Source organism: Pacificoceanicola algae (genome assembly GCF_049341065.1).
Lineage (GTDB): Bacteria > Pseudomonadota > Alphaproteobacteria > Rhodobacterales > Rhodobacteraceae > Pacificoceanicola.
Genome location: NZ_JBMPIX010000009.1, coordinates 178,864 through 192,916, shown reverse-complemented (window position 1 = coordinate 192,916; position 14,053 = coordinate 178,864). Strand labels below are relative to the sequence as shown.

Annotated in this window: 16 protein-coding genes; 3 read left to right on the top strand and 13 right to left on the bottom strand. The window is 61.3% G+C overall.

The window, feature by feature from the left end:
* Window positions 1-237: 237 nt before the first annotated feature.
* Window positions 238-789 carry an IS110 family transposase gene (locus ACOYQJ_RS15165; protein WP_422906876.1) on the top strand — a complete coding sequence of 184 codons (552 nt, stop codon included), beginning with the start codon at window positions 238-240 and terminating at the stop codon, window positions 787-789.
* 393 nt (window positions 790-1,182) lie between these two features.
* On the opposite strand, the gene ACOYQJ_RS15160 is transcribed toward ACOYQJ_RS15165, so the two are convergent.
* From ACOYQJ_RS15160 to ACOYQJ_RS15140, 5 genes are all read right to left on the bottom strand, one after another.
* Window positions 1,183-2,229: an L-idonate 5-dehydrogenase gene (locus ACOYQJ_RS15160; protein ID WP_422906875.1), complete on the bottom strand. Its 1,047-nt coding sequence runs from the start codon at window positions 2,227-2,229 to the stop codon at window positions 1,183-1,185.
* A gap of 10 nt (window positions 2,230-2,239) precedes the next feature.
* Window positions 2,240-3,517: a TRAP transporter large permease gene (locus tag ACOYQJ_RS15155; RefSeq protein WP_422906874.1), complete on the bottom strand. Its 1,278-nt coding sequence runs from the start codon at window positions 3,515-3,517 to the stop codon at window positions 2,240-2,242.
* Window positions 3,518-3,521: 4 nt separating this feature from the next.
* Complete coding sequence (locus tag ACOYQJ_RS15150) at window positions 3,522-4,028, bottom strand: TRAP transporter small permease (protein WP_422906873.1); 507 nt, start codon at window positions 4,026-4,028, stop codon at window positions 3,522-3,524.
* A gap of 85 nt (window positions 4,029-4,113) precedes the next feature.
* Window positions 4,114-5,082, bottom strand: coding sequence for a TRAP transporter substrate-binding protein (locus ACOYQJ_RS15145; RefSeq protein WP_422906872.1), 969 nt, complete (start codon window positions 5,080-5,082; stop codon window positions 4,114-4,116).
* Window positions 5,079-5,819: a GntR family transcriptional regulator gene (locus ACOYQJ_RS15140; protein ID WP_422906871.1), complete on the bottom strand. Its 741-nt coding sequence runs from the start codon at window positions 5,817-5,819 to the stop codon at window positions 5,079-5,081. The genes ACOYQJ_RS15145 and ACOYQJ_RS15140 overlap by 4 nt, the downstream gene beginning before the upstream one ends.
* Window positions 5,820-5,920: 101 nt before the next feature.
* Here ACOYQJ_RS15140 and uxuA point away from each other — a divergent pair, with 101 nt between their 5' ends.
* Window positions 5,921-7,129, top strand: coding sequence for a mannonate dehydratase (gene uxuA, locus ACOYQJ_RS15135; RefSeq protein WP_422906870.1), 1,209 nt, complete (start codon window positions 5,921-5,923; stop codon window positions 7,127-7,129).
* Window positions 7,126-8,580, top strand: coding sequence for a mannitol dehydrogenase family protein (locus ACOYQJ_RS15130; RefSeq protein WP_422906869.1), 1,455 nt, complete (start codon window positions 7,126-7,128; stop codon window positions 8,578-8,580). The genes uxuA and ACOYQJ_RS15130 overlap by 4 nt, the downstream gene beginning before the upstream one ends.
* Here ACOYQJ_RS15130 and ACOYQJ_RS15125 read toward each other — a convergent pair.
* From ACOYQJ_RS15125 to ACOYQJ_RS15090, 8 genes are all read right to left on the bottom strand, one after another.
* Window positions 8,577-9,347, bottom strand: a complete 771-nt coding sequence (locus tag ACOYQJ_RS15125) for an FCD domain-containing protein (protein WP_422906868.1) — start codon at window positions 9,345-9,347, stop codon at window positions 8,577-8,579. The two genes, ACOYQJ_RS15130 and ACOYQJ_RS15125, sit on opposite strands and share 4 nt — an antisense overlap.
* Before the next feature lie 132 nt (window positions 9,348-9,479).
* Window positions 9,480-9,923: a molybdenum cofactor biosynthesis protein MoaE gene (locus ACOYQJ_RS15120; RefSeq protein WP_422906867.1), complete on the bottom strand. Its 444-nt coding sequence runs from the start codon at window positions 9,921-9,923 to the stop codon at window positions 9,480-9,482.
* 4 nt (window positions 9,924-9,927) lie between these two features.
* Window positions 9,928-10,173: a molybdopterin converting factor subunit 1 gene (gene moaD, locus ACOYQJ_RS15115; RefSeq protein WP_422906866.1), complete on the bottom strand. Its 246-nt coding sequence runs from the start codon at window positions 10,171-10,173 to the stop codon at window positions 9,928-9,930.
* A 1-nt stretch (window position 10,174) separates the two neighbouring features.
* A complete protein-coding gene (pgsA, locus tag ACOYQJ_RS15110) occupies window positions 10,175-10,840 on the bottom strand; it encodes a CDP-diacylglycerol--glycerol-3-phosphate 3-phosphatidyltransferase (protein WP_422906865.1) in 666 nt (221 codons plus the stop codon).
* A 71-nt stretch (window positions 10,841-10,911) separates the two neighbouring features.
* Window positions 10,912-11,649: a DNA repair protein RecO gene (gene recO, locus ACOYQJ_RS15105; protein ID WP_422906864.1), complete on the bottom strand. Its 738-nt coding sequence runs from the start codon at window positions 11,647-11,649 to the stop codon at window positions 10,912-10,914.
* A gap of 208 nt (window positions 11,650-11,857) precedes the next feature.
* Window positions 11,858-12,196 (bottom strand): DUF1491 family protein, encoded by a 339-nt coding sequence (locus ACOYQJ_RS15100; protein ID WP_422906863.1) that lies wholly within the window; start codon window positions 12,194-12,196, stop codon window positions 11,858-11,860.
* Window positions 12,189-13,097 carry a GTPase Era gene (gene era, locus ACOYQJ_RS15095; protein ID WP_422906862.1) on the bottom strand — a complete coding sequence of 303 codons (909 nt, stop codon included), beginning with the start codon at window positions 13,095-13,097 and terminating at the stop codon, window positions 12,189-12,191. Before era ends, ACOYQJ_RS15100 begins: the two co-directional genes overlap by 8 nt.
* Window positions 13,098-13,111: 14 nt before the next feature.
* Entirely contained in the window at window positions 13,112-14,014 is a 903-nt protein-coding gene (locus ACOYQJ_RS15090; protein WP_422906861.1) for a DMT family transporter, read from the bottom strand.
* Window positions 14,015-14,053: the final 39 nt, after the last annotated feature.

Sequence of the window (14,053 nt, the reverse complement as noted above, 5' to 3'; positions counted from 1 at the left end):
AACTGGATGATCCTCGCAAATCCAGTCCTCCAAACGATCCGGGAACAGGGTCGTCTGGTCCCGGTCCACTCCCTCGACATAGCCCGACATCCACACCTCCAACTGATGAAGGCAGTATACCTGAACCTCGAGTTTCCACACAGACCCGGCCGCGAGCATGCGTAATTGGGCTGACCCTGATCTGAGGTCGAGCTCCCGATAGGATCACAGGACATCTGTGAACATGGGAGAATGACGATGGAATATTTTGCGGGCTTGGATGCATCGCTGCGGTCGTGCGCCGTTTGTGTCTTCGATGGCCAAGGCGCGATTCTGTTTGAGCGAGAACTGCCATGTGAGATCGAGGAAATCGCTGGATATCTGACCGCGCTTCCCTTTCCAATCGAGCGCATTGGCTTTGACTCTGGAACTTTGAGCCAGCATTTATACTACGGCCTGAAGGCAGAAAGGGTCGATGTCGTCTGCATGGAGGCACGCCAAGTGAGTGCAGCTCTATCGGCGATGCGCAATAAAACGGATCGGAACGATGCCCGCGGCATTGCCCAGATCTTGCGGACGGGTTGGTTCAGCCCCGTTCACATGAAGAGCCGGGAGGCGCATGGTATTCGGGCTCTGTTGAGCACGCGGAAGGCGTTGCTGAGCAAGACCTTTGACCTGGCCAACGAGGTGCGCGGTCTGCTGAAGATATTCGGCATACGGCTCCCGAAGACGGTGAAGCATGGCAGCTTTGACGGTATTGTCCGACCGATGATCGAGATGGACGAGGTTCTGGCCCATGCCATTACCTAAACGCACACCACCAATCTGAACGGGATCGTCCTCACCGGAAGAGGTTTGTGCCCTCTCGGGCATGCAAGCATGCCCTGTCAGGTAACAGATGAAGCCGAAAATGTCTGCTGCGCCTCGAAAGCGCGTCTCAGAGCGAGGCTCTCCACTGCCAATCCGACACATGCGTGCAGCGATGCCCCACGTGGCATCACCCAGACTGCGAAGAGAAGCGCGTCCCGGATGAGCGACATTGATCCACGGGAAAGAAGGAAAACGCGCTTGACCCAAACGCCCAATTGGAGAAGCGGACATTGCGCTCCCGGCTTCGGGATTGCTCTCTTGCGCTACCAAATGCAAAGACCGGCACGTGAGCGCGCTGGTCTTGTTTCTGGATCGGGTGGCGAAGCGTGCTGTCTAGGCGGCGTCGAAAGTCAGGTGCACCTTGACGGCCTTGGCACGGTCGCCGGCAGTGTCAAACGCCTTGACCGCGTCTTCAAGGGCAAAGCTGCCGGTCACCATGGGCGTCACGTCCAACCCGCCTGTGCGGATCAGGCGCACGGCCTCGAAGAATTCCACATGGCGAAAGCGCTGGGTGCCTTGATAGGTGATTTCCTTTCCGACGATGGCGTTCAGTGGCACCGGCGTTTCGCCCCCAATGCCCACCTGCACAAGTCGCCCCTGCGGGCGCAGCGCGGCGATGGCTCCGGCAATGGCGGGCGCCGCGCCCGAGCATTCAAAGACCACGTCGAAATAGCCCTTGCCTTCGGCATATTGCGCCAAAGCCTCGGCTTCGGCGATCATGTTGATCGTCCGCGTCGCGCCCATCCTAGTGGCGACGGACAGTGGCATGTCTTGCAAGTCGGTGGTGACGATCTCGGCCGCGCCCGCCTGAGCGGCAACCGCTGTGCACAGCGCGCCAATCGGTCCAGCGCCGGTGACCAGCACCCGCTTGCCCAACAGATCGCCCGCCATGTGACGCGCATGCAGGCAGACGGCCAGCGGTTCCGAACAGGCCGCCGCGCTCATGTCGGCGTTGCCCACTGGGACGCATTGCTGCGCCTCAACTACGATCTTGTCTCGGAACAACCCCTGTTCGTGCGGAAACCGCATGGCCGAGCCGCGAAAGCGCATGTTCAGGCAGTGGGTGGTCATGCCTCTGAGGCAGTATTCACACGCCATGCAGGGGCGCGAGGGGTTGATGGCGACGCGATCGCCTTCCTTGACGTTGTTCACCTCAGCGCCAATGGCGATGACGGTTCCGGCAGCTTCGTGGCCCAGAATGATCGGTTCCTTGACGCGGATCGGGCCAAATCCGCCTGCGTGATAATAATGCAGGTCCGAACCGCAAATCCCACCCGCGCCGACGGCGATAAGCGCCTCGCCTGCGCCCGGGGCCGCGACGGGCTGTGTCTCGATCCGGATGTCGTGTTTTTCATGAAGGCGGCAGATGCGGGTTTCCATTGCAAAGTCCTTAGTCGATCAGGAGAGACGGCAGCCAAGTGGCCAATGCCGGGATATACGACACGGCCAGCAGCACCAAGATATTCGTCAGCAAGAAGGGCAGAATGGCCCGAACCACCGGGGCCAGCGGCAGCCGTGCGATGCCTGCGCAGACGAACAGGCAAACCCCGACCGGCGGTGTCGTCAAGCCGATCATCAGGTTCAGCACCGCAAAGGTTGCGAAATGCAGCGGCTCGATCCCGACAGCGGTGGCGAGCGACAGCAGCGGCACAAAGAGGATGATAAGTGCGGCGATGGTTTCCATGAACATGCCGACGAAAAGCAGCAGAAGATTGATGATCAGGATCACCATATACTTGTTTTCCGTCAGGCTCAGCACACCGGCGGCGATTGCCTGGGGGATACGTTCGGACACCAGAATCCAGCCGAAGACGTTGGCAAAGCCCACCAGCGCAAGGATTCCTGCCGCCGAAATGGCGCTGTCGATGACGATCCCGGGAACCGCACGCAATGGTAGTTCGCGGTAGATGAAAGCGCCGACAAAGAAAGCATAGACCGATGCGATCACGGCTGTTTCCGTGGGGGTCGCAAGGCCTGACAGCAGGCCGTAGATGATCAGGAAGGTCATCGCCAAAGCCCAGATCGCCCCGGCGAAACTGCGCCCGACTTCGGAAAAACCCTGCCATTCCTGACGGGGGAACCCTTTGCGACGAGAGATGATGTAGCAGGTGACCATCATCGCCAGCCCCATGAGGATGCCGGGAATGGCCCCCGCAAGGAACATCTGCCCGACCGAAATGCCGGACAGCGCGCCGACGATGATCATTGGCACCGAAGGCGGGATGATTGGCCCGACGGTCGATGAGGCCGCCGTGACGGCGGCACTGAAATCCGCCGGATAGCCGGCCTTTTTCATACCGGGGATCATCACTCCGCCAATGCTGGCCGCATCGGCCACGGCGGTTCCGGTGATGCCGCCGAACAGCATGGAGGCCGCGATATTGGTCAGACCCAACCCGCCGCGCACCCATCCAACCAGTGAGTTGGCAAAGCGGATGATCCGCTCGGTGATGCCGCCGCGGTTCATCAGGTTCCCGGCAAGGATAAAGCCCGGGATCGAGAGCAGCACAAAGACGTCCATGCCCGCGTAGATCTTTTGCGGCATGACCACAGGGGGCAGGCCCGCCGCAATGATATAGGCCAGCGAGGCCGCGCCAAGTGTGACGGCGACAGGGATGCCCAGCACCAGACCGGTGATGAAGACAGCGAAAAGGATGGTGACGTCCATGGGCTCAGTCTTCTTCTTCGGGTTTGACGGGTTTGCCGTCTTCGGCCCCCGTAAGAATGCCCAGCACCCGCAGCAGGCCAAAGACCGCCAGCAGAGCCAACATCAGGTAAACGGTGAAATGCACCATATCCATGCGCAGCCCCAGCGCGGGGGAGGTCTGCATCTTGCCGATCGAGACATATTTCCAAGCGTGCGGCAGCAGGTACAGTGCCAGCCCGGCGGTCACGATGGCGGCCAGCAGGCGCAACATCAGGGGGGCTTTGCCGGGCAGCGCTTCGCAGATCACGTCCACGTTGACCAGATCGCCGGTGCGGAACGACAGGCCCGCGCCAAAGGCGACGGTGAACAGCAGGGCATAGCGGGTCAGTTCCTCGGTCCAGACGGGGGAGTTGCCGATGAACCGACCCACCACCTGTATCAGCACCGCGCCGATCAGAATGGCAAAGGATACACCGGTTCCAAGCCGTGCAAGAAAGGTCAGAACCCCAATGAGTTTTTCAGCGCGTGGCACCGTGGCCTCCGTCCGTGAGAAAGGGAAAAGCCGGCGCTGAGGGAGTGGTGCAGCGCCGGCGCGCGTCTGGCCGGTCTTGCCCGGATTACTCCGAGAACAGGCTTTCGACGATCGGCTTGATTTCGTCGCTGACGTTGGCAAGCACGGCGTCCTTGGCTTTGGCCTGGAAGGCGGCGCCATCGACTTCGACAAAGGTCATGCCCTTGCTTTCAAGGTAGGCACGGTCATCGGCGATCGAGGCGTTGAACAGTTCGCGTTCATAGGCCTGGGCGCGGGCGGCGGCTTCCATCACGGCGGCCTTGTCATCGTCCGACAGCTTGTTCCAGGTGCTTTCGGCGATGGTCAGGTAAATCCACGACCGCACGTGTTCAGTCATGTTCACATGGCTCTGCACTTCGTTGAACGAGGCCGAGCGGATCAGGGCCAGCGGGTTTTCCTGAGCTTCGATCGTGCCGTTCTGAAGCGAGGTGAAGACCTCGGAAAAGGCCATCGGGCCGGGGTTTGCGCCAAGCGCTTTCCAGACGTCGATGAACAAAGGCACGTTGGGAACGCGCATCTTCAGGCCGTTCAGATCGTCAGGCGAAGCAATCGGGCGGTTCGAGGTCAGGTTACGCGGGCCACGGGCAAAATGCGCGATGGGGCGGATCTGCACCTTTTCTATGATCTGCGCCTTGATCTGCTCGCCGATTTCGCCACTGGCGACTTCGTCCATATGCTCAAGCGATTTATAGGCGTAGGGGATCGCCAGAAGGGCCGCCATAGGCGCCCAGTTCTGCAGGCTTTCACCGGTGATGGTCATGTCGACCGTTCCCAGTTGCATGCCGTTGATCAGGTCGATTTCCTTGCCAAGGCTTTCGTTCGGGAAGACCTCGACGGCGATGCGGCCATCGGTCAGGGCCGACAATTCTTCGCCGAACTTGACGCTGGCCTTGTGCCACGGGTTGTCCTCGTTCGCGAGGTGACCCAGCTTGAGCGTCATTTCCTGAGCGGCTAAGGGCGCGGCCATAAAGGCCACCATTGTCGCGGCCAGTGCAGGCAGTTTCCAGTTGATCATTTGATTTCTCCTCCTTGGATGGGTGCATTGACCGGCGTGGGTATTTCCCCGTCGGGCAAGTTGAAAAAGCTTGGGCAGGCGGCGACCACGATGGGCAGGTCGCTCAGGATTTCGCGCAGATGCGTGCGGATGGCGGTATTGGCCTGCGCTGCGGCGCCGCGTTCGATGTGGTCGACCAATGCGCTGTGTTGCGCAATGAGCTTGTCCACCGGGAATTGCCCCAGAGATAGAAATCGCACGCGGTCCATCTGGGATTTCAGTCCTTCGATCAGCTTGAAGGCTCCGCCCTTGCCAGCGCCTTCGGCAAGCATGCGGTGAAAGGCTTCATCTAGCTGGATGAACGCGCTCGGCATATTCGCGGCGGCGCGCTGGGCGTCGATCTGGCTGCGCAGATCGCGAATCAGCGCGGCGTCGGGGATGCGCACGAGAATCGCGATAATGTCGGCCTCGATCGCCTCGCGCAGAAAGCGGGCATCCAGTGCCGCACCATAGTCAATCTTTGAGATGATCGTGCCGCGTTGAGGCAACACCGCCAGCAGCCCCTCACCGGCAAGCTTGATAAAAGCTTCGCGGACGGGTTGGCGGCTGACATTGCAGGTCTTTGCGATCTCGGATTCCGAAATGCGGTTGCCCGGTTCCAGCTGCCCCTGAATGATCGCCGTGCGCAGCATCCGATGCACCTGCGGTGTGATCGGCAGGCTTTCGTCCAGCGCCCAGTTTGCAGCTCGCAATTCCATGATTCGTCCTCCCACGCCAGCATTACCATACTTCCATACTAGTCAACAGACTTTTGTTCTGGTAGAAAGAGCGGGCCATGAAAGACTCGGGAGGGCGCGGCATGAAACAGACCTGGCGGTGGTTCGGACCCAAGGACAGGGTGTCGATCGACGATGTGGCGCAAGCGGGCGTTCAGGGAATCGTCTCGGCGCTGCATCATGTGCCCACGGGCGAGGTTTGGGCGCGCGAAGACATCGCGCAACGACAGGCCGAAGTCGCCCATATGCGGGATGGCCGTCCGTCGAACATGGCGTGGGACGTGGTGGAAAGCCTGCCGGTATCCGAGGACATCAAGAAACAGCAGGGCGATTGGCGTGCCCATATCGCGACCTACAAGCAAAGCCTTGAAAACCTTGCCCAAGCCGGGATCGAGGTGATCTGCTACAACTTTATGCCGGTGCTCGACTGGACGCGCACCGATCTGGCCTATGCCATGCCGACCGGGGCCACCTGCATGCGCTTTGATCTGGCTGACTTCGCGGCCTTTGACATGAATATCCTGAAGCGCCCCGGAGCCTCGGCAGACTATGATGAGGTCCTACAGGAAGAAGCTGCCCGGCGCTTTGCCGACATGAGCGAGGCTCGCAAAGAGGCACTGGCCAAAAACGTGGTCTTCGGACTGCCCGGCGCCGCCGAGAACTTCTCGCTTGAGGATGTGCGCGGTCATCTGGCCGAATATGCCAACATGAGCGAAGACCAGTTGCGCCAACATCTGATCGATTTTCTGTCTGAAGTCGCCCCGGTTGCCGAAAAGCTGGGATTGCGTCTGTGCTGCCACCCGGATGATCCGCCTGTGCCGCTGTTGGGCCTGCCGCGCATCATGTCGACCGAAGCGCACTACGCTTCGGTGATGGCAGCGGTCGACACCCCCGCCAGCGGCATCACGCTTTGCACAGGGTCGCTGGGGGCGCGGCCGGACAACGACCTGCCGGGGATGATGGCGCGGCTTGGCGACCGGGTGCATTTCCTGCACCTGCGCAACGTACACCGCGAGACCGACCAGATTCGCGGATCGTTTTACGAAGCCGAACATCTGGGCGGGCACACCGATATGGTTGCCGTGGTCGAGGCTGCCCTGCGCGAAGAGGCGCGGCGCCGTGCGGCGGGACGAGCGGATTGGAACATCCCCTTCCGGCCCGATCACGGGCAGGACATTCTGGATGATCTAGGTCGGCAGGCGCAGCCCGGATATCCGGCGATCGGGCGTCTAAAAGGTCTGGCCGAATTGCGCGGAGTGATCGCGGCCTTGGAACCCCGGATTTCCGCATGACTCGGCTGTCTTTGGCAACGGCTCCCGCCATGGGCTTTGATCCTGCGGCGCATGGTGCGGGGATCGTGCATCTGGGTCTTGGCGCGTTCCACAAAGCGCATCAGGCGGCCTATACCGATGCGGCTCTGACCGCCGATGGAGGCGATTGGCGCATCATCGGCGTCAGCCTGCGCAGCACAGAGGTTGCCGAAGCGTTGGCCCCGCAGGACGGCCTGTTCACCCTGATCGAGCGCGGAATCGAGGGTACCAAGGCGCGGGTAATCGGCGCGCTGGCCGCGGCCTTGGCGCTGGGTAAGGACCGCGGGACGATCCTTGCCGCGCTCTGCGCACCGGAAACCCGGATCGTCAGCCTGACGGTGACCGAAAAGGGCTATGGCATTGATCGGGGCAATGGCGGCATTGATCGGAGCCACCCGGCGATCGCTCATGATCTGGAGCATCCGGGCCAGCCCATCGGTGTTGCGGGTTTGCTGGTCTGGGCGCTGGCGCAACGGCGCGCTGCCGGTGTGCCGCCCTTTACCGTTTTGTGCTGCGATAACCTGCCCGGAAATGGCGAGATGGTGCGCGCGCTTTTGCTAAGTTTTGCGTCCGAAACCGCGCCGAACTTGGTCGCGCATATTGAATCCAAGGTGGCCTTTCCTTCGACCATGGTGGACCGGATCACCCCGGCCAGCGGGCCGCAGACCCTTGCGCTGGCGCAGGAGTTGACCGGTCTTAAAGACGCTGCCGCAGTTGAGACCGAGACCTTTCACCAATGGGTCATCGAGGACGAATTCCCCGGCGGACGCCCCGCTTGGGAAGCTGGGGGCGCTTTGTTCGTCAAGGACGTGGCGTCCTATGAGGACATGAAACTGCGGATGCTGAACGGCGCACATTCGATGCTGGCCTACGCGGGATTTCTGGCGGGGCATAAATATGTGCGCGATGTGATGCAGGATAGGGCGTTGGCCTCGATGGTGCGCCGGCATATGGCGGCGGCCTCTGGTACGCTTGCGCCGGTGCCGGGGGTCGATCTGGCGGGATATGCCGATCAGCTTTGCCAACGCTTCGAGAACCCGCATCTGGCGCATGAGACCTATCAGATCGCAATGGACGGCACGGAAAAGCTGCCACAACGGATCTTTGCCCCTGCGGTTGAAGCGCTTTCGCGTGGGCAATCCATGGATGCCTTCGCTTTCGCGACGGCGGCCTGGATGTGCTATGCCTTGGGCCGTGACGGGGACGGGCAGAGCTATGCCTTGCGAGACCCGCGCGAAGCCGAGATCGCGATGGCATTGGTGGCTGTCGAACATCCAGAAGGCATTGCCGAGAGGCTCTGCAATTTGCCGGGATTCATGCCAATGGCTTTGCGGGACTCTCAGGACTTTCGCTCGGGGGTCTTGCGGCACTTGTCGGTGATGTATGGGCAAGGCATGCGTGCTGCAATCGACACGGCTGCCGGGGCGGACTAATCCCGGGCTTTTTCCCGTTCAAGGCGCTGGCGGGCGATGTCTTCGTTCGCCTCGGCCTTGCGGTCCGCGTGCAAAGCCTTTTCGACAAACGTCAGATGCTGCTCGACGGCCTGACGCGCGCCCTTGGCGTCGCGCGCCTGCAAGGCGTCGTTGATGGCGCGGTGCTGATCCAACAGCGCCTCGCGCGTGGTGCGCTGACGGAACATGATCCGGCGATTGTAGAACACGCCTTCGCGCAACAACTGGTACATCGAGCGCATCATGTGCAGCATTATCACGTTATGGCTGGCCTCGATGATTGCCAGATGGAATTCGGCGTCCAGACTGGCCTCGTCGTCAGGGTTCCGCTTGCCATGGGCAGCAACCATCTTGTCGAACAGTTCTTGAATGACGGCCAGATCGGTATCGGTCCCATAGCTGGCAGCGCGTTCAGCGGCCAACCCCTCCATGTCACGGCGAAAACTGAGGTAGTCAAAAACCGCCTCGTCGTGTCCTGCAAAAAGCTGGATTAGTGCGTCGGAAAAGGCGCTGCCAAGCACCTCGGTCACGTAGATCCCGGCGCCCGCCCGACTGGTAAGAAGGCCGCGGGCCTGCAGTTCGGCGACAGCCTCGCGCAGCGAAGGGCGCGAGACCTCCAGTTGCTCGGCCAGAGTGCGTTCCGCAGGCAGCCGTTCGCCCGGACGCAGGATGCCGCGCAGGATCAGTTGTTCGATCTGGCGGACCACGGCGGTCGAGAGTTTTTCGGACTGAACGGGGCGGAAGGGCATGGATCACCTTGGTAATTGGTCAAATGATATGACCAAAGCGGGGAGCTGGCAAGCGTTGCGGTGGCTTCTGCGGTTGCCCGTGCGTGGCTGGAGTCTTGATTGGGTATTTGAAACAAGATGAAGAGGGCGGGCTTACCAGCGTGTCAGGGCGTCTTCGTCTTCGTCCTTGGCGGCGACCCAGTCAGCGGTTTGGCTGGTGTGCTCTTTCTTCCAGAAAGGCGCGCGGGATTTCAGATAGTCCATCAGGTATTCGGCGGCCTCGAAAGCATCTTTGCGGTGTGGGGCTGCGGTGGCGACCATCATGATCTTGTCGCCCGGCACCATCCGGCCATAGCGGTGGATCACCAGCACATCCCCCAAGGACCACCGCTGCACAGCCTCGGCGGCGATCGCCTCCAGCGCCTTTTCAGTCATCCCGGGATAATGTTCGATCTCCATGGCATCGAGATCGCCAGATGCGAGATCCCGCACGATACCGGTGAAGGTAACCACAGCGCCCATGTCGTGCCTGCCCGAGGCAAAGGATTCAGCCTCGGCACCAAAATCGAAGGGGGCTTCCTGAACGACGATACGCATGGGCTTATCCCCCCGTCATCGGCGGGAAAAAGGCCACTTCGCGGGCACCTACGATAGAGGCGTCAAAATCCGTCAGATCCTGATCGACGGCGACGCGCAGGGCGGACAGATCGGCAAAGGCCGCGTCGTACCGGTCTTCGCGGGCGCGCAGTTCGGCGACCAGTTCGTTGACGGTGCGCGCCTGTGTTTCAACGCGTTCCTTGGGCAGGCCGATCCGTTCACGGACCCAGGCAAAGTAAAGCACGTCCATTTCAGCGGTCCTCTTTTAGGAAGGGCAGAGCCTTGTGGAAGTAATCCCAACCGGTGACCAGAGTCAGCGCGGCGGCGAGCCAAAGCAGCGCCAGCCCGATGTTGCCCGCCCAGATCATGCCCGAGTATTTCCAGCGCAGGCCAAGGGTGTCTTCGACCCGGCCCGACAGGATATCGTTGATCATCGGATCGTCGAGGCCAAAGACCGACATGCCCAGATAATGCTCGAACACGCCCTGGGCGAAGAGAATGGCAATGGCGACCATCTGCGCGGTGGTCTTCCATTTGGCGAGTTTGGTCACTTTGAGCGTGCCCGAGACATCGCCCAGAAATTCCCGCAGGCCAGATACAAAGACTTCGCGGAATAGGATGAAGGTCGCGGGCAGGACCAGCCATGGCGACATGGAGGAATAGCCGACGATCACCATGAGGGCGATCACCACCATTGCCTTGTCGGCGATCGGGTCGAGCATGGTGCCGATCTTGGTTTCCTGTTTCCATGCGCGCGCGAGGTGGCCGTCGAACCAGTCAGTGATAGACGCGGTCAGGAACAATAGCAGCGCGGCCCAATCTGCAAAGGGCCGGTGGAAATAGAGAAACATGACCGCGACGCCAGGGGCGGCGAGCAGACGCAAGACAGTCAGGATATTTGGCAAGGTCCATATCATTGCGTCTTTCCTAGCCCGGATCGCCGGAAGGGGGAAGAGAGCACGATGCGCCGTGGATCTGGCATAAGGTCTCAGGCAGGGCGCTGTGATTGTCGGGCGAGTAGATCGAGAAATGCACTGCGGGCGGCGGGTAGGGGGCGGTCGCTGAGCTGTGGCGCGAGGCGATGTTCCAGAAAGAAACCCGTGGTTTGCAGGGCGGTGACGATTTCACGGTCAGGGGCCGCGCCTTTCCCCAAGAGCACATCTGGCAGGGGCAACATGCGATCTGCCCATTCCCCGGCCCCTGCGCGCGAGACAGCGCGTCCCGACTTGGGAGAGACATAGGCCAGATCCTCGGTGCTGCCGGTGGCGGCGCATCGCGTCAGATCAAGGCCAAAGCCCAGTTCTTCGAGCAGGGCCAGTTCCCAGCGAAGGTAGGCCAGCGGCCACAGATCAGGTTGACCGAGAAGATCCAGCAAGGCTTCGCTGCGGTTGTAAAGTGGTCGGTGTGCCTCGCGTTCGGGCAGGCAGAATGTCAGCAGGGCCAGGGTCGTGTTGAGGCCGGCCAAGGCGATCCGGTGCCCAAGCGCCATCGCGGCCCGCGATCTTTCGGGTTCGGCGGTGAAAGCGCCCATGTGATCTTCGAGGCGGGCTTTCCATGTCAGATCAAGTTGCGCGCCGGGTTGCAGGTAGGGCGCCATCTTGCGCGAGGTACCGCCGCGCAGAACGCCCAGGTGTCGGCCATGTTCGGGGGTGAAAACCTCGAGTATCAGCGAATTTTCGCCGTGCTTTCGGGTGCTGAGCAGAATTCCGGTGTCGCGCCATTCCATCTGCGCAAGGTGGCGAGGTGTGAGCCTGCTGGCAAGCGGTTGTTACGCGGAGCGCGCTGACGCGCGCGCAGGATATGTCGCCTCCCGCCTATGGCGGGTGGCTCCGGTGGGTGCCCGTGGCGAAGTTGCGCTGTCTTGATGGGGTTGGACGATGTGGCGAGGGGGATTGTGCTTCACTGTTTTGCGCGGTTACGCCCCGTTTCGGACGTCAGTCGGAAAGTCCGACGTCGCCCAGCAGGTGGCGGCCGTGTTTGTCTTCGACTTCGATCACCCACAGGTCGGGGTCAAAACTGCGCTGTTTCGCGATTGAGGCATCGACCTCGGGCTCGGGGCCATTGGCCAGTTCGGCCCAATGCCGTGCGCCTGTCATCAGGTCGAAACTGCGGGTAAAGGCCGTGGCCTTGCCGTCAAGAGTGGCCAGTTTGACCAGCACCGCGCCAGCCGTGTCGTCGCCATGAGCTGTGACAAAGGCCGGGATATCGTACAGGCGCAGGCGTGCCAGATAGGCATCGACCCAGAAGCGGGCGGTCAAACGGGGTTCAGGCATTGCCGTCGCGGAAATCTAGGCCCATTTCCGAATAGCGTTCTTTTTCTTCCAGCCAGTTGGCGCGAACCTTGACCTGGAGGAAGAGGTGAATCTTGCGGCCAAGGAATTCCTGAAGCTCTTCACGCGCGGCCTTTGAGATTGCCTTGATCGTTTCACCCTTGTTGCCGAGGATGATTCCCTTGTGGCCGTCGCGGGCGACATAGACGATCTGATCGATCCGCGCCGAGCCATCCTTGCGTTCTTCCCAGCATTCGGTTTCCACGGTCAGTTGGTAGGGCAATTCCTGGTGCAGCCGCAGGGTCAGTTTTTCGCGGGTAATTTCGGCGGCGATCATCCGCAGGGGCAGATCGGCGATCTGGTCTTCGGGATAAAGCCAGGGTTCTTCCGGCAATTCCGCGGCCAGCCATTTGCGCAGATCGTCCACCCCGCGGCCCTTTTCGGCCGAGATCATGAAGGTTTTGACGAAGGGGAATGCCTCGTTCATCTGCTGCGTGATGGCGAGCAGCCCGTCCGGCTGAACGCGATCTATCTTATTGATTGCAAGGGCGATCTTACGGCCTTTGGGCAGTTCATTCAGTCCTTCGAGGATGCGTTTGACGCCCTCGGTCACGCCGCGATGCGCTTCGACGAGAAGCACGATGATATCGGCATCGGCGGCGCCGCCCCATGCTGCGGCGACCATGGCGCGGTCAAGCCGACGCTTGGGTTTGAACAGGCCGGGCGTGTCGACAAAGACCAATTGGCTGTCGCCCTCGATGGCCACGCCGCGGATGCGCGCTCGGGTGGTCTGGACCTTGTGGGTAACGATCGAAACCTTGGCCCCCACCATGCGATTGGTGAGAGTGGATTTGCCTGCGTTGGGCTCTCCGATCAGGGCGATAAAACCGGCGCGTTGGGTCATGGAGCTGTCCTTGTTCAAGCTCTGCCCTTTAGCGCGGAACGGCGCGCCGCGCCAGCCCTGCCATCGCGCCAGAGCGAATAGGTTCCCGAGCCGACGATCAGTGCCGCCCCGATCAGGGTCATCGCGTCAGGGCGTTCGTTGAAGATGGCGTAGGCGATCACCAGCGCCACAATCAGGCGCGAATAGCGAAAGGGCGCGACAACCGATACTTCGCCGGTGCGCATGGCGGCGGTCAGGGCAGTGTAGCCGATGACGCCCGCCATTGCGGTGCCGCAGATCAGCAGCGCAGCCGGAGCACTGGGCAGGCTGGGAGCACCCGGCTCGAACGCAAGGATGACGAGGCCGGCAAAAGTGACCACGGCAAAGCCCAGAACCCCAAGTTGCGCGGCGTGGACATGTGGCGGGCTGGTGCGTGTGGCGACGTCGCGTCCGGCAAAGCCGATCATCCCCAACAGGGCAAAGATGGCATTGGCTTCGATTCCCGAAGGCGAGGGGCGGATGATCAGCAAAACGCCAAGAAACCCGACGGCCATGGCCGCCCAGCGACGCGGACCGATCTTTTCGCCAAGGATCAAACCGGCGCAAAGCATCACCACCAAAGGCGCCGCCTGAAGGATCGCGGATGTGGTCGAGAGCGGGGTATAGGCAAGGCTGAGCGCGAAAAACAGGCGCCCGCAGATCTCGAACGCTGTGCGGATCAACAGGCCCTTTTGCAGATAGGCCGGGTCCCAAAGCGCGACGCCCTTGCTGCGGGCGTAGAGGGCATAGGACAACATCGCAATCAGGCCGAATTGCACTGTTCCCATGCCCGCCGTGACCCCGCCCGAACCTGTTGCTGCTTTGAAGAAGGCGTCTTCGATCCCAAAGCCCAGCATGGCGAGCATCATCCAAAGGCTGCCTTTGAGGTTGTCGCTCATTTCCGTCCCCGCATGTCTTTCGCGGCTTTGGTACAGGGG

Excerpts from the sequence above, each read along its gene's own strand:
- ACOYQJ_RS15130 (WP_422906869.1), top strand. The coding sequence starts at position 7,126 with ATGACTCGGCTGTCTTTGGCAACGGCTCCCGCCATGGGCTTTGATCCT.
- ACOYQJ_RS15125 (WP_422906868.1), bottom strand. The coding sequence starts at position 9,347 with ATGCCCTTCCGCCCCGTTCAGTCCGAAAAACTCTCGACCGCCGTGGTC.
- era (WP_422906862.1), bottom strand. The coding sequence starts at position 13,097 with ATGACCCAACGCGCCGGTTTTATCGCCCTGATCGGAGAGCCCAACGCA.
- recO (WP_422906864.1), bottom strand. The coding sequence starts at position 11,649 with ATGGAATGGCGCGACACCGGAATTCTGCTCAGCACCCGAAAGCACGGC.
- ACOYQJ_RS15140 (WP_422906871.1), bottom strand. The coding sequence starts at position 5,819 with ATGGAATTGCGAGCTGCAAACTGGGCGCTGGACGAAAGCCTGCCGATC.
- ACOYQJ_RS15160 (WP_422906875.1), bottom strand. The coding sequence starts at position 2,229 with ATGGAAACCCGCATCTGCCGCCTTCATGAAAAACACGACATCCGGATC.
- ACOYQJ_RS15155 (WP_422906874.1), bottom strand. The coding sequence starts at position 3,517 with ATGGACGTCACCATCCTTTTCGCTGTCTTCATCACCGGTCTGGTGCTG.
- ACOYQJ_RS15145 (WP_422906872.1), bottom strand. The coding sequence starts at position 5,082 with ATGATCAACTGGAAACTGCCTGCACTGGCCGCGACAATGGTGGCCTTT.
- moaD (WP_422906866.1), bottom strand. The coding sequence starts at position 10,173 with ATGGACGTGCTTTACTTTGCCTGGGTCCGTGAACGGATCGGCCTGCCC.
- ACOYQJ_RS15090 (WP_422906861.1), bottom strand. The coding sequence starts at position 14,014 with ATGAGCGACAACCTCAAAGGCAGCCTTTGGATGATGCTCGCCATGCTG.
- uxuA (WP_422906870.1), top strand. The coding sequence starts at position 5,921 with ATGAAACAGACCTGGCGGTGGTTCGGACCCAAGGACAGGGTGTCGATC.
- ACOYQJ_RS15100 (WP_422906863.1), bottom strand. The coding sequence starts at position 12,196 with ATGCCTGAACCCCGTTTGACCGCCCGCTTCTGGGTCGATGCCTATCTG.
- ACOYQJ_RS15120 (WP_422906867.1), bottom strand. The coding sequence starts at position 9,923 with ATGCGTATCGTCGTTCAGGAAGCCCCCTTCGATTTTGGTGCCGAGGCT.
- ACOYQJ_RS15165 (WP_422906876.1), top strand. The coding sequence starts at position 238 with ATGGAATATTTTGCGGGCTTGGATGCATCGCTGCGGTCGTGCGCCGTT.
- pgsA (WP_422906865.1), bottom strand. The coding sequence starts at position 10,840 with ATGATATGGACCTTGCCAAATATCCTGACTGTCTTGCGTCTGCTCGCC.